The organism is Shewanella sp. Scap07 (genome assembly GCF_013394145.1).
Classification (GTDB): domain Bacteria; phylum Pseudomonadota; class Gammaproteobacteria; order Enterobacterales; family Shewanellaceae; genus Shewanella; species Shewanella waksmanii.
Genome location: NZ_CP041329.1, coordinates 1790306 through 1810737, shown reverse-complemented (window position 1 = coordinate 1810737; position 20432 = coordinate 1790306). Strand labels below are relative to the sequence as shown.

Below are 20432 nucleotides of genomic sequence, written 5' to 3'. Positions count from 1 at the left end.
AGTAAGTGAAAAACGGTAAGCTTACAACAGCATTTCACCCCTAACGCCTGAGTATACTGCTATCTCAGGCTTTTTGTTGGCAACTTAGATAGGAAACTCAAAAATGAGTCGCCAGGCTTGTACGCCATCGCCTGCACGCACACTGAGCCCTAACCTATCAATCCCCATCCACTCCCAAAGTATGGGTTTAGAAAACGCTAAGGTCGCGCCCACTTCTAAACTATGAGACACCACCACATCATCGCCAAAGGGCATCACAAAACGCAGTTTGTCGAAATACCAGTAACCCACCGCAAAAATTCTAGGTTCAACATCCACCCCGAGCCAATCCCAGCGCCAATGAATATTGGTGCCGATATCAATCCCTGACTGAATGGCGGAGTAAGTTTCTGTTTGCTTACCATCGAAACTACGGTAGCCAGCAAAAAACAGTCGATTAACCCAAACCGGACTATTCTGTTTGTAGTCGATATCAAGCAAACTTGAAATACCTGCTGACATAATGGCCACATCGGTGCCAGAGCTAAAGTTATTGCCATAGCCCAAATCAAAGTAGCTTTGAAACTCATGATCTTGTGAAGTGCGCTTGCGGTATTCAATGCCCGGCGTAAAGGTCATGGTTCCCACGCTATCAGGTAAGCCCTCTTGCGGGAGATCGCTCCATTTAAAATTGAAAAAACCAAACGATACAGGGGTTTTTAAGGTCCAAGACTCTAACTCATCACCGGATAATTTCCAGCTTAAGGGAACATTGACCACCGTGGCATTTTGACTGGAGGTACGATAAATACCACTGCCAAGATAGTTGGCAAAGGCATAATGGGTAAAATCTTCTTCGGCGTATACTGTGGGCGCAAGAATGAGCAGAAAAGCGATGATAAATTTCAATAGCATAGTCGATGATGGCCAACGTCATATGCTATTGAATATAGCGGCTAACATATTGAAAATCTAGCCGCAATTTACAGTGGATTTAAAAGAGGTGTCTAAAGGGCGTCTTTAACTTGCATCATCTTCATTAAAATGATGCTCTGACATCATATGCCCTAGCTGAGTCGATTTAGTTTTTAGGTAATCTTCGTTATAACGGTTCTTACCAACTTGCAATGGCACCCGCTCTGCAACTTGCAAACCCATTGACTGCATCGCTTTCACTTTGCGTGGGTTGTTGGTCATCAACTTCACTTGCGATACACCAATCTTCTCCATCATAGGTAAGATCATATCGTATTTACGCATGTCAGCGGCAAAACCTAGCTTCTCATTGGCTTCAACCGTATTGGCACCGCAATCTTGCAGTTCATAGGCACGAATTTTATTCAGTAAACCAATACCACGCCCTTCTTGGCGCAAATAAAGAATGAAGCCACTGCCATTCTCAGCAATATTTTGCATTGCTGTTTGGAGTTGGAAACCACAATCGCAACGTAAACTAAATAAGGCATCACCCGTCAAACACTCAGAATGGATCCGTCCAAGCATTGGCTTGTCTTGTTCCATCTCACCAAACGTGAGTGCCACATGTTCTTTACCCGTTTCAGTATCTTCAAAACCATGCATGGCAAACACGCCCCAAGGCGTGGGTAGTTTTGAAGTAGCAACATACTTAATCGACATGAAATAACCTTTACAGCTCGCCCAACAATGGCGAAGTTATGCGACACCCAACGAAACCGTGTAGATTTCGTATTTAGGCGACGTATTCTATTGGTTTTTACACTGGAGGGAAATAGCTTCACAGTCTATTTGACTGCATTACCACCTACAGTTTGGGCTAAAGCATACGCCTCGCGATGCCAAACTACTATGACACCGCTCACGCTACTTAACGCCTTGTTGTCTATCAGAACGATTTTGGCGCAAAGCCGGTAACTTTAGTGATGCCCATTTCTCGGCCCAAAGCCGTCATTGGGTGGACAACAACCAAACCTTTGATACTTGCCTTGAGCTTGCCCATATCGGCTTGCTCTGCTTTAGTAAGCGCGCGATTAAACGGCAATGAACGCACATCGGCGCCCTTTTTGTTTAGCTGTCTAGTTTGCTGACCTTTTACATTGGCAATACGCTTAGTAAGCGTCGCAATTTCCTGCTTAAATTGTAAAATAACCCCTTGATCGCCTCGCTTTTCAGCGGCATCAAGTTTACGGCGAAATTTATCGAGCTTATCGTTTAACTGCTGCAGTTCTTGCTTTAAATTCATGACTTGCCTTAACAATGACGTCTATCCTGTCTCGACATTCACCTCATGTTGATGAGCTTAGCCGAGCGCGTAATTAGCTTAGTATACCACTAATGTTAAAGATGGTGGATCACCTGATTACTGCTACCACAATAGGGTAAACTGGGATCGGCTAAGTCTTGTTCAAACTTACCGTCTACCAGCACATCGACGTAGGCTAGTATCGCGAGTTGTTCTGGGCTCAACTGACTTCTTGTATAGCCGGTCCACATCCAGATATCTTTCTCTGGCACCGCCTGTTTCACACGCTGAACCAGATCTAATATGGCAGACAAATTGGCGGGATATAATGGATCGCCACCACTAATCGACAAACCGCGACGCTTAATTCGGCTATCGCTTAAGTCAGCAATGATGCGGTCAATCATCTGATTGTCAAACTCATGGCCATTGTTAGGGTTCCAGGTTGATTGGTTGTAGCAACCACGACATTGATGTTCGCAACCGGATACAAATAACGTCGCTCTGGTACCCGGCCCATTGACAACATCGACAGGAAAATACTGATGGTAATTCATTTTCATTTGCTCTGACTAAACCAAAAAAGGCGCCAATGCGCCTTTTTTCGATATACGCTGGATTTGATAAGCTTATAGATGCTTAATACGACGCTTAACTTCTTCTTGCTTACCATAGTTAAACGGTCTTGCATCTGGGCTACCAAGATAACCACACACTCGACGAGTCACCGATACACGGCTTGGTTCATGGTTACCACACTTAGGACAGGTAAATCCTTTGCTGGTACAGCCAAATTCACCGGTATAACCGCAATCGTAACATTCATCAATTGGCGTATTGGTTCCATAATATGGCACACGGCTATAGCTGTAATCCCATACATCTTCTAGCGCTTCGATGTTGTTCTGCATATTTGGATATTCGCCATAGCAGATAAATCCGCCATTGGTTAACGCTGGGTATGGCTGTTCAAAATCCAACTTGTCGTACGGATTCACCTTCTTTTCCACATCTAAATGGAAGCTATTGGTGTAGTACCCTTTGTCAGTTACTCCGTCGACTAAACCAAATACTTTAGTGTCTAACTTGCAGAAACGGCTGCATAGGTTTTCACTTGGCGTGCTATACAAACTGAAAGCATAACCACTTTGTTCACGCCAGCGCAGTGTCGCTGCTTTCATGTGCTCAATAATGGCAATGGCTTTAGCGCGCAAAGTCTCGCAGTCATAAACGTGAGTTTGATTACCATAAAGCGCATTAATGGTCTCATGCAGGCCAATATAGCCAAGAGAGATGGATGCGCGGCCATTTTTGAAAATATCAGAAATGTCATCATCTGCACGCAAGCGTACACCGCACGCCCCTTCCATGTATAGAATCGGTGCAACACGCGCTTTCACGCCTTCTAAACGCGCTATACGGGTGTCGAGCGCTTGCTTTGCAGTCGCAAGTCTTTCATCCAACAGGGCAAAGAACTTCTGCTCATCACCTTGCGCTTCTAGCGCAACTCGCGGCAAGTTCAAACTCACTACACCTAAATTGTTACGCCCTTCATGTACCAATTCACCATCTTGCTCATAAGTACCTAGGAAGCTACGGCAACCCATTGGCGTTTTAAATGAACCGGTGACTTTTTCAACTTGTTCATAGTTGAGAATGTCTGGGTACATGCGCAGTGACGCACATTTTAGCGCGAGCTGTTTAACATCGTAGTTGCAGTCACCTTGCTTATGATTAATGCCATCACGAATCGCAAATACCAGTTTTGGGAACACGGCAGTTTTACGGTTTTTACCTAAACCGGTAATGCGTACCTTCATCATAGATGATTGAATAAGGCGTGACTCCCAAGAGGTACCTAGGCCGAAACCAAAAGTAACAAACGGCGTTTGACCATTGGCGGTGTGTAAGGTGTTGACCTCATATTCCAATGACTGAAACGCATCGTGACACTCTTTCTCAGTTTGCTGGGTGGCAAACGCTTTCGCGTCAGTAATGCCCCAAGTCAATGCAATTTGGTAGTGCTTGTCATAGCTTTTAGCTACATACGGCGCCAACACTTCATCGATGCGATTGATGGTGGTGCCACCGTATATGTGGCTAGCCACTTGAGCAATAATTTGCGCCGTAACAGCCGTTGCCGTAGAGATAGATTTAGGTGTTTCAATCTCCGCGTTACCCATTTTGAACCCTTGGGTCAACATGCCGCTAAGGTCAATTAGCATACAGTTAAACATTGGGAAAAATGGCGCATAGTCGAGATCATGGTAATGGATCTCACCGGCTTCATGAGCTGATACCACCGCTTTAGGCAAAATATGGCGAGTGGCATAGTGTTTAGCCACAATACCCGCGAGTAGATCACGCTGGGTTGGAATCACTTTAGAATCTTTATTGGCATTCTCGTTAAGTAACGCCGCATTGCTTTGCTCAACAAGGCCGCGGATCTCACGATTTAAACGGCTGTTGCTTTCACGATGTTTATCACGATCGTGACGATACTCAATATACACCCGTGCAAGAGACTTATACGGCCCTTCCATTAATTGGTTTTCTACCGCATCCTGCAGATCATGAATATCAATTTCTTCGATGTTTTGTAGTGAGTCTGCAACCGTTTGCGCTACGGTCTGTGCGTAACAATCATCTTCAATACCTGCTGAGTTCGCTGCAGCTATCACAGCATCTCTAATCCTTGTTTCGTCAAATGGCGTGCGGTACCCATCCCGCTTAATAACTACTGGCATTACGATTGTTCTCCTCAATTGGAAGCTTTTTAAACACCATATATAGTGTCTAAAACTATACTTGGCACAACATATTGCGTATTAAGCTACAAACCGAGAATAAGTACATTGATCCAGATCATAGTTTAGGGGATGGTTTTTAACTACGAAAAATTACTGCAAACGAGGCCACTTAACAGTAAATAGTGGCTTGACGATACCGGTCAAGCAAGCTAGATGCAGGACAACATTGGTAAAAACTGTGGATAAAAAACTACATTTTAAGCGAAGCAGTTGGCTACCCTGTATTATCGTCACCAATATCACGATTGCAGCAAACAGATAAGCTGATTAACAGGGATGATAACTGAGAGAAATTAGGTTTTTCTCGCCACTGGCGTTGAGTGCAATGGCGATGAAGTCGCTCAATCACTATGGCATAAACAGCGGGTTATCTCGCGAGAGCCAAGTAACTTTTTAGCTGGCCAACATCTTGCTGACTCTCACCCATTGAACTGGCTAGCTGCATTACCCCCCGCATGGTTTGCCATTGCTGACGGTCTTGCTCGCTCATATCAACATCGGCATTGATGAAAACTGATAATTGAGCGGATACCCGTGCTGCTGTTTGGCTGGTTTGTTTACTACCAGCTTGGTCCATCTGATTGAGCACACTTTGGGCATCGTCAAGTAATCGACCCATTATCTGGTCGCCCTCATCGTCGCCTAACTGGCTACGTTGCGTCTCTATAAACTGCTTTAAATCTGCTTGATTAGCTTCAGGCGTAGGAATATCAAAACCAGCTTGTGACAAACGATTCAATTGACCATCTGACAAAATACCATCTTGATGCAGACGCTGGATCAGTTTGGGAAGTTGCTGTGCATCGAAGCTGCCATTGGCGAAGAAATCTTGTGCCATCGCTTCTATCTTCTGTGCCCGTTGTGCTCGAGGTGATAAAGACACCTTGGCATCATTGGCACTGACTTGCTCATGTTCAGGCTTACCTTGCGATAACTTATCTTTGGTATCAACGGCTTGTTGCTTTTGCGTTGCTAAGCCATATTGTTCAGCCAAAGCGGGCTGAGTGGTTAATTGATTTGCCAGTGATCCAATTGTATTCATCGTCAAAAAGCTGTCTTTTAAAATGGTATAGCCCCAATCAAGCATGAACCGTGCCTAATTGGGGCTATGAAAAGCCAACCGCTGTTTTTTTGCACGTTAACTGGCGTTTTTATCCACTATGGCCATTTCTAGCAAATGTGCCACCTGCTCAACCGCGCGTTCACCGGCCAAAATTGCCTCTTCGGCGCGATGAAACTCCATCGTGCCAATATCACTGACATCTGGGGTAATGATTACATCTGGTGGGTCGCCCATTAATCTGACGCGTTTATGTCGCTGCTCAAGAATATCCATCGATTGCGACATGACCGCTAACATCCCTGGCGCATTATGTTTAGACAAGGTGAACTTATCGGTTAATCCAGTGATATAATCACGGCCTCGGGCAAACAAGTCCATAAACCCACCCTCTTGATGCTCATCAGCTTGCACCAATTCCGCCTTGGTCGGCTTGTTGCTGGTCATGGACACCGGCACCGCCTGCATGCGAGTTCGACGCTGCGCATTAAGATCGACCGCAATGACAATATCCACTTCCATCGCTCGACTCACAGACACCGGAACAGGGTTGACCACCGCACCGTCAACCAACCAGCGTTCACCCACTTTAACCGGTGGTAAAATGCCCGGCATGGAGCATGACGCCCGCACGGCATGGCGTAAATCGCCCTCGCGAAACCAAATCTCTTGCCCAGAGTAGAGGTCGGTGGCCACGGCAGCAAAAGGTCGCTTCATCTGCTCGATACTTAAGTCACCGATTTTGTTCTGCATGACATCAAATACTTTTTCACCACCAATCAGCCCACCTTTACGCCAACTGACATCGAGCAGGCCAAGCACGTCCCAACTCGAAAAACTGCGCACCCATTGCTCCAAATCGGCTAAATGGTCTTCTGCATAGGCCGCGCCTACCAGCGCGCCTATTGAGCAACCCGCAATTTTATCCGGGGCAATACCCAATTTTTGTAAACCATTGAGCACCCCAATATGCGCCCAACCTTTCGCTGCGCCGCTACCAAGGGCAATACCAATCGTTGCCATTCACTCTCTCCTAATGCAGGCATAAAACCCGTTTTATCTCTACGCTAAGCTCAATTTCTGGCGAGCAATGAGATCCATTGACTCACAGTGACCAAAAATAGTCGCCTTGCTTATGGTCATTATTTTGCTAAAACCTAAGCAAATGCACAAATATAATCCCAATGAATGCTTTGCGTTGATAGCCCAATTGCCACTCTCGCTGTATAATAACTGACTTGCCCAATAAAAACGCCACACAGACATCACTATCTTGATGCGTTGTCGCCCGCTTATTGACTAGCTGGCTGAGCAAATTGGGACCAATCAAATTAGCGCTAAAGCGCACGATTAAAGCCGTGGTTGGCAGACTTTACTTTGGAGTACACCTTTGCAATTTACCGAATTTTCACTTGATAAACGCCTATTGACTAGCCTTGAGCATATGGGGATCAATCAGCCCACCGAGATCCAGTCAAAAGCGATTCCAGTTGGTTTATCTGGACGCGATCTAATGGCATCGTCAAAAACTGGTTCAGGTAAAACCTTGGCGTTTTTACTGCCGGCAATGCAGCGCGTGATCAGCACTAAAGCCCTTAGCAAACGCGATCCCCGTGTACTCATCCTGTTACCGACTCGAGAGTTGGCCAACCAAGTCTATGCTCAGTTGCGTTTATTGGTCGCCAATACGCAGTATAAAGCGATGAAGATTCTCGGCGGCGAGAACTTTAACGATCAAGCCAAAGGATTAGCGAGAGACCCACATTTTGTTGTCGCGACCCCGGGCAGATTGGCCGACCACTTATCTCAGCAACACTTATACCTTAATGGGTTAGAACTGCTGATTTTAGATGAAGCAGACCGCATGCTTGATCTCGGTTTTGCCGAGCAACTTAAGGCAATTAATGCCGCAGCCGATCACCGTCGTCGTCAAACCTTAATGTTTTCTGCCACCCTAGATCATGGTGAAATCAACGACATTGCTGCAGAGTTGCTTAAAGAGCCTGAACATGTTGCTGTGGGCCAGTCCCATGTTGAAAACCAAGATATTACCCAGAAGATTTACCTGGCAGACCATTTAGATCATAAAGAAGCGCTGCTCAATCATGTGTTAAAGCAGCAAGAACACAAACAAGTGATCATTTTTACTGCCACACGTGATGATACCGACCGTTTGGCGGCTAAGCTGACCGAGCAGGGCTTTAACACCAGCTCACTCAGTGGCAACTTGAAGCAAGCTGCACGCAATCAGATCATGGATCAATTTAGCCGTGGCCAACAACAAATCTTGGTGACTACCGATGTGGCTTCTCGCGGCTTAGATTTATTAAACGTGTCACTGGTCATCAACTTCGATATGCCAAAATTTGCTGAAGAGTATATTCACCGCATTGGGCGTACTGGTCGAGCTGGCGCCAAAGGTGATGCAATATCGCTAGTAGGTCCTAAAGATTGGGATAACTTTAAGAAGGTACAAATATTTCTTAAAAAGCGCTTCGACATTAGCGAAATTGAAGGTTTAACCGCCAAGTTTAGTGGCTTAAAGGACAAGCCAAACAAAGCTAAAAAGTCAGCAAAAACGGCAAACAAAGGCGGCAATAAGTCAGCAGCAAATAAACCCGCTAAAGCCAAGAGCAAAGATAACCGTGATAAGCGCTTTATTACTGGTGTTGATGTGGGTGATGCGCCAATGCTGCGCAAGCCTAAATCAAAATTACAGGAAACCCCTGAATAGCGAATACTGGCCAACGACTGTGTTTTAGTCGCTGGCAATAAGATTATTTTATGGCGTATGTTTGAAACCTGCGCCTCGGTTCATCTCGGGTTACACTGAACCCGACAAGTAACAATTAAATTAGGGTCAACATGAGAGTTTGTGGCGTAGAGTTAAAAGGTGGCGAAGCCATCATCAGTCTTTTAAGTTATGAAGGTGAAACCTTTAATGTACCGGAGTGCAGAACACGGTCATTAACGATTTCGAACTCAGCGAAAACAGAGTCAATTCGTGAGTTTCATTTCGCGTTCAATAAACTAATGCAAGACTATAAAGTCGATGAGATTGTGGTCATTGAGCGTGAGCAAAAAGGCAAACTGGCCGGTAGTGCCACCAGCTTTAAGATGGAAACCGCCATTCAACTGTGCAGTATTCCGGTGACATTAGCGTCGCCGGTGGCAACGAAAGAGCAGTTAAAGCGTAATCCACCACATGTTGATTTTGAAGGCTTGAACCTTAAACGTTTCCAAAAAAATGCCTTTGAAGTGGCTTATGCCTATCAAAATAAACTGATCTTTACTAAAGAAGATTAATTAACAAGGGCGAGCGTAGCTCGCCTTTTTTTCATTGGGTCTTCAATGCAATCACCTACACTGACTTACCTGCAAGGTTATCCCAGCCAGCTTATTGAACAAGTACAACAACTTATCAATGAAGATAGGTTAGCCTCTAGTTTGCAAAAGCGTTATCCAGAAGTCCACCAGCTCAGCAGCGACAAAGCCTTATATGACTACACCATGGCGTATAAGCAACGTTATTTAAAGCGCTCGTCACCTTTAAATAAGGTCCTGTGGGATGACAAAATCACCTTAAAAAAGCAAGCCTTGGGCCTGCATAGTTATATCGCCAAAAATCATGGTGGCAAAACCAAATCTAAAAATGAGATCCGTATATCTTCAAAATTAAAACGGGTGCCAGAGCCTTTACTGCGTATGGTGGTGGTACATGAGTTAGCTCATCTGAAAGAAAAAGATCACAACAAAGCTTTTTATCAACTTTGTTGCCATATGGAAGCCGATTATCACCAGCTTGAGTTTGATTTGCGGTTACTGCTGACGCTTGAGGATTTAGATGCTAACCCCTATTAGTCTCCCTAGTATCACCTTAGCCAAATAAGCAAGGCAGCCAAGCTTCACTGACAAGTGCCTGTTTTCACGCTAGTATAGGCTGATACGCTCGGCAAATAACAATAAAAAAAACTTCTTCGCCTATGAAAACAGTGCTATTTAACACCCATGATCTCGTGCTATTGATCACTTTGTATCAGTGCATATTATTTGGGCTGTGCCTGCTCACATTTAAAGCAGGTAACAAGCTAAGCCATCTGTTATTGGCGCTATTTTTATTTAGCTATGCCGCCATCCCACTCGATACATTGATTAATTACGGCGAAGCATTTCGAAGCTTTACCTTAGGTATATCAGCTAACCTATTTTATATTTTCGGTTACGCCTACTGGCTCGAGTCGGTGTTGTTATTGTTTTATGTGCGATCGCTGATTTATCGAGATTTTCGCTTCAAACGCCAAGATTTATGGTTTTTGATGCCGCTGGCGCTATATTTTGTTTATCACCTCGACACTTGGTATTTGCTCTCAGATAGCGAGAAAATGTTACAGCTACAACAAAACTATGCGGGTAATGAGGCCTTGTCACAGCGCTTTATAGGCCTTGGTCGGGAATGCTTCCGTTTATTCTGTGCGATTTTGTGTTTAGTCGAATTAAGACGCTATCAATCTAAATTAAAAGATAATTTTGCCAATTTAGAAAGCGTCGATCTTAAATGGTTAACCATATTAGTCGTCGGCTTCTTATTCATTAGAGCAGATGCAATTCTAGTCTCGTTGGCGCTGTTCTCTTCATTTGAGTTTAACCATCATATTGATTATGAATTGCTTGGGCTTATTTCCAATTATACGGTTTTGGTATTGATCAGTGTGTTGATATTTTTCAGCCTACGTTTTCAAACTGGCCTGAGTGGTATTCGGCAGCAACATCGCATTAGCGATGTGATGAATAAGCAAGATAAACAGCCTGATACGGCCTACATTACTCAAATAAAAGACTATATGCAGCAGGAGAAACCTTACTTAAACCCACTACTCACTTTAGATAATCTCGCCTCACAGTTGCAGCTTTCGCCGCGGCTACTGTCACAAATTATCAATCGTCATTTTGAGCAGAACTTTTTCGAGTTCATCAATCAGTATCGAATTAATGAAAGTCAGCGTTTACTCAGTGATGCAAGCCTGAAGCACACCACGATAATCGATATCATGGATAAGTCCGGCTTCAATAGTAAAGCCACCTTCAATACGCTATTTAAGAAACGCTTGGGACAGACACCAAGCCAGTACAGAAAACAGCAATTACTCTAAAACCTCTGCTGTTAAGGCATAAAAAAGGGCAGCTTAGGCTACCCTTTTTTGGTTTTCTATTTGCAAGCTTAATCGCGGAAATCAAACTGCTTGTTTAAGCGTATATCGGCCACTGACGCGCCAAGCATGACATTATACTTGCCCGGCTCTGCCAGCCAATCAGAGCGAGTCACATCCCAAAACGACAAGTCGCGCTGATTCAATGTCATTGTCACTGTCCCCGACTGCCCCGGCTCAAGATAAATCTTACTAAAGCCTTTTAGCTCTTTATCTGGTCGCGGCACACTGGCTTGCATGTCATGTAGGTACAACTGCACCACTTCGCTGCCGGCTCTCGCCCCAGTGTTAGTGACTTTAGCGGTCACAGTTAACGTGTCGCCACTTTGCATACTGGCTGAAGACAACTTGATGTCGCTGTACTCAAATTGGGTATACGAGAGACCGTGGCCGAATGGAAACAGCGGCGCAATCTTTTGCTGCTCGAACCAGCGATAACCAATAAACACGCCCTCTTTGTATAACGAATCAACCGCATTGTAGTCATCTAGCATAATTGGCGCAGTGTCTTGCAATGACTTTGGCAAGGTAATTGGCATTTTACCACTGGGGTTAACGTCACCAAATAACACATCAGCATAGGCATTACCGGCTTCCATACCGCCATACCAGCCCCATACAATGGCTTTGGCGTCATCGGCCCACGGCATCTCGACTGCAGAACCACCATTGAGGAACACCACAGTGTTAGGGTTAGCTTGTAATAGCTTGCTGATCACCGCATCCTGGCCATTGGGTAGCTTCATATCGATACGATCGATCGCTTCACGATCGTCAGCATGGGATAAACCACCGTAATAAATCACCACGTCAGCCGCTTTTGCCGCCGCCAGATATTCCGCTTCTGGCGTAAACAATGCGCCCGGCGCATCCCAACCCAATGTTACCTGACCGCTACCGGCATATTGCAGTTCAAATTTGTACGTTTGATTACTGTCTAACTCGATGACTTGCTCAAATACTTGTGCTTTATCAGCTTGCTGACTCATCACTTGTTTGCCATTAATACGCAAACTCGCCTGGCCTTCTAGGGCTAGTTTTAAAGTGTGCTGTCCCGATGCCAGCGGTTTAATATCCGTGCTCATGCGGATAAACTCGGGGCTATTACTACTTGCTTTGTAGGTCGAATTAGCAATCCAATCATCTTGACGTTCAATATGAGCGAAACCGTCATCTTGATAGCGAATTAATTCCCACTGTGGCGTGCCCGTCCAGTGACGCGTTGCCATGTAGTCGGTTGCAATTGGTGCCACACCAGCACTGTTTTGTGCCCGCATCACGGTGATATTAACATCGGTGCCGAGCTTGTTTTTCAAACCTTGCAACGGCGATATCTCGTACAAAGGCTTCACCTCAGATGAGCCGCCACCTTGGCTGTGCAGGACATCCGCATTGGGGCCCAACACCAACACATTGTTAATTTTGGCCTGTTCAAGTGGCAATAGCTGTTGCTCATTTTTAAGCAGCACAATGCCTTCGCTAATGATTGTGCGCGCCGCTTCGTGGTGCGCTTGGATGTTACGCTGACCCGACAGGCGATACTTGTCCATCATGCCGATAGACAGTTGTACTCGCAGAACACGGCGCACTTTATCATCAAGCACTGACATGGGGACTTTGCCCGCCTCTATCATCTCTTTAAGTGGCTGCGCTAGAAAATAGTCGTCAAAGCTATCAACCGCCGTACCCATTTCAATATCAAGGCCGTTCATCGCAGCATCAAAAGTATTGATATCGACATTCCAATCGGTCAATAACACACCTTTGTAACCCCACTCACCCTTAAGAATGTCCATCACCAAGTGCTTACTTTGATTGGCATTGGTACCGTAATAACGATTGTATGCTCCCATAATAGTATGGGTATTACCCTCTTTAACTGCTGCTTCAAATGCCGGAAGGTAAACCTCTCGCAGCGTTCTTTCATCAGGCTTTGCATCAACACCTATTCGGTTAAGCTCCTGTGTATTAAGCGCATAATGCTTAACTGATGCCGCTACATCATTTGACTGAATAGCTTTAACTGCCGGTACCACAAGCTTTGCAGCCAAAAACGGATCTTCACCTAAGTATTCAAAATTACGTCCATACAGTGGCAACCTTGCCAAGTTCACACCAGGACCGAGAATCACGTCTTTGTTACGCTGCCTGGCTTCGCTGCCCAGCACATTACCGTGCAGTGCTGCCATCTCAGGGTTCCAACTGGCCGCGACAGCCGTCAATGGCGGCAGATAGGTTGATTGATCATCTTGCCAGTTAGCAGAGTTCCAGCTATATCGTTCAATCTCGTGTCTTACGCCGTGGGGGCCATCAGACATCCACATTTCGTGGATCCCGAGGCGCTCAATTGCGGCAATGGAGAACTTGGCATTGGCATGGGTTAAAGAGATTTTTTCATCAAGTGTCAGTTGTGCGAGCAAGCGCTCTACGTTTTGTTCAACCTCAGCAAGCCGCTGCTGTTTATGCGCTGCATGAACACTAGCGGCTGTTTGTGGCGTGTCACTGCCCCTAGCGGCTTCGTCTTGCTTGGCGCTCTGGCAACCAACCGCCGTCACCAACAACATAGATAAAAATAACCGATTACGTTTCATCAAATCTCAATCCCTTTTGTCACTTTGAGTAAGGCGCTACCGGCATCAAATAGGATGGAAATCGCTATTGGCTGCCAGCTTGTTATTTGTACTAGGCACCACATTAGCAAGATTAAATAAAAAGTGGGTTCAAGCTTAGGTTTATTTCCCAAATTTGAACGTTCAAATTCAGGAATACGGGTTATTGAACTTTTGACTCCTTTAAATTCAAAGCATTACATAACACAGTGATTTGCTACGCTTTGTATCTTAGCTGCATTCTGTGGCGGAAAATCCTAAGGATGAGACAAAAAAATACCAGCTTGCGCTGGTATTTATGTCATTTATACATCTTGACCCATCATCATTTGGCGTACTTTTACCAGTTGTTTGAAGTCGGTCATTTCCGCTTTAGTCAACTGGCTTGCCATGGGGATATTGGCTTTCATCGGATCAACTGGGCGACCATTTACATGGAACTCATAGTGTAGATGTGGCCCGGTAATGCGCCCAGTATTACCCGACAACGCGATCACTTGGCCGCGACTCACTCGCTGACCTTTGTGCACCAATGGTTTAGATAAATGTAGATAGCGGGTACGATACTTTTTACCATGATCAATCACCACATACTTACCAGCAAAGCGATGTTCGGTCACCAAAGACACAATGCCGTCACCTGGTGCGACAATCTTAGTGCCTATGGGTGTAGCAAAGTCAGTACCGTTGTGGGGTGACACGCGGCCCGTCACTGGGTGATGGCGATGGCGATTAAAGCGTGAACTTATGCGATAGTTTTTCTGCAACGGAATACGCTGAAATGCCCGCGCTAGGCTGCGACCTTGGTCATCGTAAAAGTTACCATCACTATTTTGGTAAGCATTGATACTGCTGCGTCCCCGTTGAATGTGGACACCCAAAATATCACTGTTACCGGTTGCGGCACCGTCGATAAACTGATCATTAATCAAAACAGAAAATTTGTCACCCGCACGTAAATCGCGGGCAAAATTCAATTTTTCTTTCAGTAGTGATTCAATTCGCTGGATCTCGCCGGCGTTCAGACCCATACGTTGGGCTGATAAATAGAACGAACCTTGGATATCGCCAATCACACTGCGATTGCGCCATATCCCCTCAATATTGATTTCATCAACTTTAAACTCACCGTCATCATAACGGCTAAACACGACCTGACGTGCGGCGTTAAAATATAACTCTAATTGCTGCAGCTTGCCTTGGTCATCAAGCCAAAACTGCATTTTATTTCCGGGCATCAAGGTATCAAGTGCCAAGACATTCAAATCAGCTTCTAAAACACGGTACATGGTCTGCTGATCAACACCAGCCTGTTCAAACAAACCACTGAGCGTATCGCCTTTGGCAATTGTTTTAACGAAGTCTGCTTGTTTGACCAAGGTTTCGGTCTGTTCGCTAGGGGCGATTTGGGCAATGATATTATCAATATCAAGCTCAACCGGTATGCGGGTTGGGAGATACTCTCGTTGATTCGGCCACAATATAGCCGCGCCTATCATTAATACGGCACCCATGAGGATTTTTTTATGGGGGCTGGGCAATGCCTGTAAACGATTTGGCGACATTTTAAAAAAAGAAAATTTACTTGCTAACAACCTGCGCCTCAACTCTCATCATCGTTATTATCAATAAAGCCAGAATTCCGTGCTAGACGGAACTAAACGTCCTTTTATATCAAAGATTGCTGCAGATACAAAATGATCCATGCAACAAAACCTGCATAAATATTCGTAAAGATAGTGGCTATTGACAATAAGCGACCTCATTTGAGTCTTCGCCAACCAATAAAAAGCCCGCAAAAACTGCGGGCTAGAATTCAAATATTAGTCGGTCTACGGCGCGCTCTACGCCCAACTTGTCAGTTGACAATCAAACCTAGTGACAATGCTTATGCGCGACAAACACGAGTTATGCTGCCATTAGCAGATTTGGTGATCTCTATGCGGCTACTTATCTGCTCTTTCATTTCTGAAACATGGGAAATAACGCCCACCATACGACCCGCTGACTGTAAATCTATCAAGGTGCGGATGGCCAGCTCCAGTGAGTCTTGGTCTAGGCTGCCAAAACCCTCATCAATAAACAGCGTATCAAGTTTAATACCGCCTGCGTATGCCTGCACCACATCCGAAAGTCCAAGCGCCATAGACAGCGCCGCCATAAAGCTCTCACCACCACTGAGAGTCGCTACTGGGCGAACTTTTGCGGTATAGGCATCTTCTACTTCTAACTCCAACCCTGAGGCTTTGTTGCCCTTCGCTCTGTCCTCTTTACGCAATAGTCGGTAGCGGCCTTTGCTCATCAACTGTAGTCGCTCACTCGCGGCTAACAACACATCGTCTAGCAAAACGCTCAGCACGAAGCGTTGCAAACTGATTTTATTCCCCGTTTGACCATTGGCAACATCGGCTAAGGTACCCACTACGGCGTATTCATCCTCTAGCTGTTTAGCCGCAGCATCGGCTTGCTCTAGCTGCTTTTGGGTCTGCACAAGCTGCGTCATCCGCCCTTGCAGTGCCTGCCATGCGGTTTCAGCAGTTTGCTGCGCAAGTTGAGCCTGCTGGACCTGCTGTTCCACCTCAGTCAAATTGGGCGTAACTTGCTGCGCCAATTTTTCGTTAAGCTGTGACAGACGGGCTTGGTTCTCAATTCGCTGCTGTTGCTCATTCGCGATTTCTGTGGCTATTTGTTGCAGCACATCAGCCGGTAATAACGCCTGTTGCAATGCTTGTTGACTATCAAAACCTTGTTCAGCCAGCGCGGTATTAAGCTCATTGAGTGCCTGCTGTTGTAACTCGATACACTGTGACTGGCTTTGCTGGGCCGCAGTGACCGATGCGCTATGTGATGCATCAAGCTCACGGGCATGGCTATATGAGTGTCGAGTCGCATTAATCGTTTGCTGGCGCTGCTCAACGTCAGTCGTGAATTGTTTTATGGCTGCTTGCAGAGCATCAAGACTGCGGTAGTCAGCCGGAATATGATTTTCTGCTTGCTCAACTTTGCCCTGCAAACTAGAAACTTGCTGCTGTAATTCCTGAAATCGCTCGCGTTCTAAGTCCAATGCATTGCGTTGTTGCTGTGCACTGGCTTCTCGTTCATTAATTTGTGATCGCAGTTGACTAAGCTGCTCAGCCCCTTGATTGGCTTTGGCGAGTAGTTGCTGCTTGAGTAATAATTGCTGCTGTAGTTCATCAACAGACTGTTCACTGTACTGCGCCAACTTATTTTGCAATTCATCAGCTAATTTCTGTTGCTCTTGTAATCGCGTTTGCAGCGCCGCGTATTCCGATCGCGCTTGATTAAGCGAAGAGTTTGCGTTCTCTTCTGCTTGTTGCGCTTGGGTGAGCTCCTCCTCACTGGGCAAACGCTCATCACTGGTTGCCAAATTCGGATGTTGCTCACTTCCGCAAACCGGACAAGGCTGACCCTCATTGAGTTGCATGGCTAAACTGGCAGCCTGGCCTTGATGCCACACTAACTGCAATTGGCGATGAGTAAGCTGGGCTTGGCTAAACTTATCACGCAGCAATTGCCCGTGCTGTTTTGCCTGTGCTAACTGCTGCTCTGTTTTTTGTACCGATGACTTTGCTTGCAACCACCCTTGATAACGCTCAATCATCTCACTAAGGTGACTGACAGCCTGACCGGCACTCACTTGCTCAGCAGCAAGGTCCTCTAGTGCCGGTATTTGTAACTTAAGCTGCTCAATTTGCTGTTGTAACTCATCAAATTGCTCGCGCGATTTGCTGCCACTGAGTTTAGCTTGCTGTAAAGCGCTGCTCGCTTGCTTGGCCGCTTGATACAGTTCATCTAACCCGCTGAGCTGCGGCACTAACTGGCTTAGCTGCTGCAGTTGTTGCTGCAGTTGCTGCAATTGCTGTTCTTGTTCGGGCAGCGCATCAAAGTGCTCTTTAGCCTCAATTAGGGCTTGCTCACTTTGCTGTTTAGCCTGCTGCGCAGTTGCCATTAATGTTTGAGCTTGCTTAAGCTCGACATCACGTGCGGCGCTGCCATCAAGTAGTGGTTTGAGTTGTTGTGCTTTATGGCCATTATCTAGTTGCTGTTGGCGCTGCAACAATAGTGGCTCATTACTCTGAAACTGTGCTTGGGCCTGCTCTAGTTTGCCCAGTTCATTAAAATCATTGATCAGTACTTTGGCGCTTTCAAGTTGTTTACTGGCAGAAATCAGTGACGATTTAGCTTGTTCATTGTCGACTTTTGCCTGAGTCAGGCGCGGCTCTAGGCCGCTAATTTCGTCGCGTAACGCGTCATCGGAGCTGACTTCAATATTGAGCAGCATACCATCACGTTTATTACGGTGTTCACGCACCGCGTTTCTGATATTGGCGGCTTGAAACTTGAGTTTATCTTCTATTTTGCGATAGATATGAGTTTGAAACAGCTGGCTAAAAATCTTCTCACGCGCTTTAGAATCAGCCATTAATAATTCACGAAACTTGCCCTGTGGCAGCACCATCACTTGGCGAAATTGATCTACATCTAACCCGGTTAGCAATTCAATTTCCGCTGTCGCCTCCGACACTTTGGTCGCTACCAAGGGCGTGTGTTCACCATCAGCTTCAATACGATATAGCTGTGCTTCACTCTTTTGCACTGTATGACCATCGCCACTCTTTTTCAGGCGCTGCTGCTCTGGTACCCGCCGAATTAAATATCCATCGGTCCCCAATTGAAATTGAAAACTCACCTCAGTAAGCAGATCTTCAGCCGCTAGATCACAGCGCATTTGGCTGCCTTCACGCTCATCGCCAGTTGTTTTGCCATATAGAGCAAAACAAATTGCATCAAGGATGGTTGTTTTGCCTGCCCCGGTAGGGCCGTTGATCAGAAATAGCGGGTTTTCTCCCAATGACGTAAAGTCGATGACTTGCTTAGTCGCAAAAGGACCAAACGCCACCATAGTTAATACTTGTGGTCTCATTGGTTGTCCTCTGACTTATGCAACGCATCTATGGTTTCTACCATTAACGCTTGTTGTGAGCGCGTTAAGGCAACGCCAGAAACCTGTTCAAAGAAATCACTGAACATATCTAACTCACCTTTTTTAATATGGTCGGCCCGCACTGCCAGGCTATCACTGCTCGCCATTAAACCGGTTCGTTCTAGATGCAGCACATTGGGATAAACACTGCGCAGCTTGCCCATCGCATCGAGTATTGCCTGCTTGTCACTCAGGCGCACCATAATATAGTCGTCACGCAATGGATCGTTAAGCCCCTTAGTCAACAGCTCCTCTAATGCCCCTTCAATAATGCGCACATCTCGCTTAGCCTGCAGCGGCAACAACTCAATATGCGGCACATTAGCAGGCGTCAACTCAACCAAAGTGACTGACTTATTTTGCTTTTGTTCACTAAAAGAGTATTTCAAGATAGAGCCCGAATATCGAACATTGGCCTGGCCTTTGTATTGTGGCCCATGCAGATGACCTAACGCGGTATAGTCAAAGTTTGTAAATAGGCTAGGTGAGATTTTATCTGCCCCGCCTATGCTCAGAGGACGTTCAGATTCTGACTCGCTGCCCCCATCTAAAAAACAATGTGCTATCACCACTTTGGGTAGCCCTTGGCTATCATGGTTGCTGACGCCCTCGAGCAGTTTGGCCATGGCTTGTTCATGACTATTCACGTCACAATCATAGAGATGACGCACTGTGGCAGGCTCGGCATACGGTAGCGGGTAAAACACCGCATCGCCGCTTTCACTATGCAGCACAATAGGGTCTATTTGCGCACTTAGCGGCCCTTGAATATAGAGGCCAGCCTCTTGCAACTGCCGAGCTGCGAAACCCAAGCGTTCATGGCCGTCATGGTTACCCGCTATCATGATCACCTTTATCGCTAACTCATTGACCAATTGATTGACCACTTCATCGAGCAGGGCGACGGCACTGGCTGGTGGCACTGAGCGGTCATAGATATCACCGGCGATGATCACAGCGTCAACTTGATGGCTGCGAGCCAAATCGACTATCTGCGCCAGAATATAGCGTTGATCTTCAAGCAGACTTTGATTGTGTAACTGACGACCAATATGCCAATCAGAGGTATGGATAAATTTCATGAATTCTCATCGTTTGATTAAACTTGCTGACCTAGCTTACGGTGTTGATTCTTTGCAGCCATTAGACAACCACAAATTTTGTAATCGCTTGGTCGGTAGAACTTGCTGGTTAAACCTTTTTATTTCTAGCAAAACCTGACAAATTTGTTGTCTCGCCTGTTCCACTTGTTGGGATTTTTCCGCATCGCTTAAGCCCGGTTGACGAAAGGCAGCCACAAGCTGTGCATGATGAGATTCGATATCTTTGCATAGCTGCAGTAATAATTGATCGTCTATCACTGCATCAACGGTTTTCGTACCAATTTTCAATGGTGCTTTAGCGCGTTTATTGGCACTGCGAATCGCCTTCTGCGGTACCTGTTTGTCATTGCTTTTAGCGGCATAGTAAGCTTGAACTAAAGTCCCTAACGCACTAATTCCCGCAACTAATAGTCCTGCTAACTCCACCTCATGCTCCAT

The 20432-nt window shown here is 45.9% G+C and carries 16 protein-coding genes; 4 read left to right on the top strand and 12 right to left on the bottom strand.

The window, feature by feature from the left end:
- Nucleotides 1–84: 84 nt before the first annotated feature.
- The 7 genes from FLM48_RS07935 to rssA form a co-directional block, all read right to left on the bottom strand.
- Nucleotides 85–894: a hypothetical protein gene (locus FLM48_RS07935; protein ID WP_028773551.1), complete on the bottom strand. Its 810-nt coding sequence runs from the start codon at nucleotides 892–894 to the stop codon at nucleotides 85–87.
- Nucleotides 895–999: 105 nt separating this feature from the next.
- Nucleotides 1000–1617 carry a GTP cyclohydrolase II gene (gene ribA, locus FLM48_RS07930; protein WP_028773550.1) on the bottom strand — a complete coding sequence of 206 codons (618 nt, stop codon included), beginning with the start codon at nucleotides 1615–1617 and terminating at the stop codon, nucleotides 1000–1002.
- Nucleotides 1618–1843: 226 nt separating this feature from the next.
- Complete coding sequence (locus FLM48_RS07925) at nucleotides 1844–2200, bottom strand: YibL family ribosome-associated protein (RefSeq protein WP_179024270.1); 357 nt, start codon at nucleotides 2198–2200, stop codon at nucleotides 1844–1846.
- A gap of 95 nt (nucleotides 2201–2295) precedes the next feature.
- Entirely contained in the window at nucleotides 2296–2757 is a 462-nt protein-coding gene (gene nrdG / locus FLM48_RS07920; RefSeq protein WP_028773548.1) for an anaerobic ribonucleoside-triphosphate reductase-activating protein, read from the bottom strand.
- Nucleotides 2758–2829: 72 nt separating this feature from the next.
- Complete coding sequence (gene nrdD, locus FLM48_RS07915) at nucleotides 2830–4947, bottom strand: anaerobic ribonucleoside-triphosphate reductase (RefSeq protein ID WP_028773547.1); 2118 nt, start codon at nucleotides 4945–4947, stop codon at nucleotides 2830–2832.
- Nucleotides 4948–5377: 430 nt separating this feature from the next.
- Nucleotides 5378–6052, bottom strand: a complete 675-nt coding sequence (locus FLM48_RS07910; RefSeq protein WP_179024269.1) for a hypothetical protein — start codon at nucleotides 6050–6052, stop codon at nucleotides 5378–5380.
- 96 nt (nucleotides 6053–6148) lie between these two features.
- Complete coding sequence (rssA, locus tag FLM48_RS07905) at nucleotides 6149–7093, bottom strand: patatin-like phospholipase RssA (RefSeq protein WP_179024268.1); 945 nt, start codon at nucleotides 7091–7093, stop codon at nucleotides 6149–6151.
- A 367-nt stretch (nucleotides 7094–7460) separates the two neighbouring features.
- On the opposite strand from rssA, the gene FLM48_RS07900 reads away from it, so the two are divergent.
- The 4 genes from FLM48_RS07900 (at nucleotide 7461) to FLM48_RS07885 (ending at nucleotide 11220) form a co-directional block, all read left to right on the top strand.
- Complete coding sequence (locus tag FLM48_RS07900; protein WP_179024267.1) at nucleotides 7461–8804, top strand: DEAD/DEAH box helicase; 1344 nt, start codon at nucleotides 7461–7463, stop codon at nucleotides 8802–8804.
- Nucleotides 8805–8935: 131 nt separating this feature from the next.
- Nucleotides 8936–9376, top strand: a complete 441-nt coding sequence (locus FLM48_RS07895; protein ID WP_028773542.1) for a DUF3010 family protein — start codon at nucleotides 8936–8938, stop codon at nucleotides 9374–9376.
- Nucleotides 9377–9421: 45 nt separating this feature from the next.
- Nucleotides 9422–9931, top strand: a complete 510-nt coding sequence (locus FLM48_RS07890) for a M48 family metallopeptidase (RefSeq protein ID WP_028773541.1) — start codon at nucleotides 9422–9424, stop codon at nucleotides 9929–9931.
- Nucleotides 9932–10053: 122 nt separating this feature from the next.
- Nucleotides 10054–11220: an AraC family transcriptional regulator gene (locus FLM48_RS07885; protein WP_179024266.1), complete on the top strand. Its 1167-nt coding sequence runs from the start codon at nucleotides 10054–10056 to the stop codon at nucleotides 11218–11220.
- Nucleotides 11221–11288: 68 nt separating this feature from the next.
- Here FLM48_RS07885 and FLM48_RS07880 read toward each other — a convergent pair whose 3' ends face one another.
- The 5 genes from FLM48_RS07880 to FLM48_RS07860 form a co-directional block, all read right to left on the bottom strand.
- Nucleotides 11289–13868, bottom strand: coding sequence for a glycoside hydrolase family 3 C-terminal domain-containing protein (locus FLM48_RS07880; protein ID WP_179024265.1), 2580 nt, complete (start codon nucleotides 13866–13868; stop codon nucleotides 11289–11291).
- 323 nt (nucleotides 13869–14191) lie between these two features.
- Complete coding sequence (locus FLM48_RS07875; protein ID WP_179026310.1) at nucleotides 14192–15451, bottom strand: peptidoglycan DD-metalloendopeptidase family protein; 1260 nt, start codon at nucleotides 15449–15451, stop codon at nucleotides 14192–14194.
- A gap of 323 nt (nucleotides 15452–15774) precedes the next feature.
- Nucleotides 15775–18831, bottom strand: coding sequence for an AAA family ATPase (locus FLM48_RS07870; RefSeq protein WP_179024264.1), 3057 nt, complete (start codon nucleotides 18829–18831; stop codon nucleotides 15775–15777).
- The gene (locus FLM48_RS07865; RefSeq protein WP_179024263.1) at nucleotides 18828–19973 is read right to left on the bottom strand and encodes an exonuclease SbcCD subunit D; all 1146 of its coding nucleotides are present in this window, start codon (nucleotides 19971–19973) and stop codon (nucleotides 18828–18830) included. The genes FLM48_RS07870 and FLM48_RS07865 overlap by 4 nt, the downstream gene beginning before the upstream one ends.
- A gap of 36 nt (nucleotides 19974–20009) precedes the next feature.
- A complete protein-coding gene (locus FLM48_RS07860; protein WP_157577557.1) occupies nucleotides 20010–20420 on the bottom strand; it encodes a hypothetical protein in 411 nt (136 codons plus the stop codon).
- Between the last annotated feature and the right edge of the window lie 12 nt (nucleotides 20421–20432).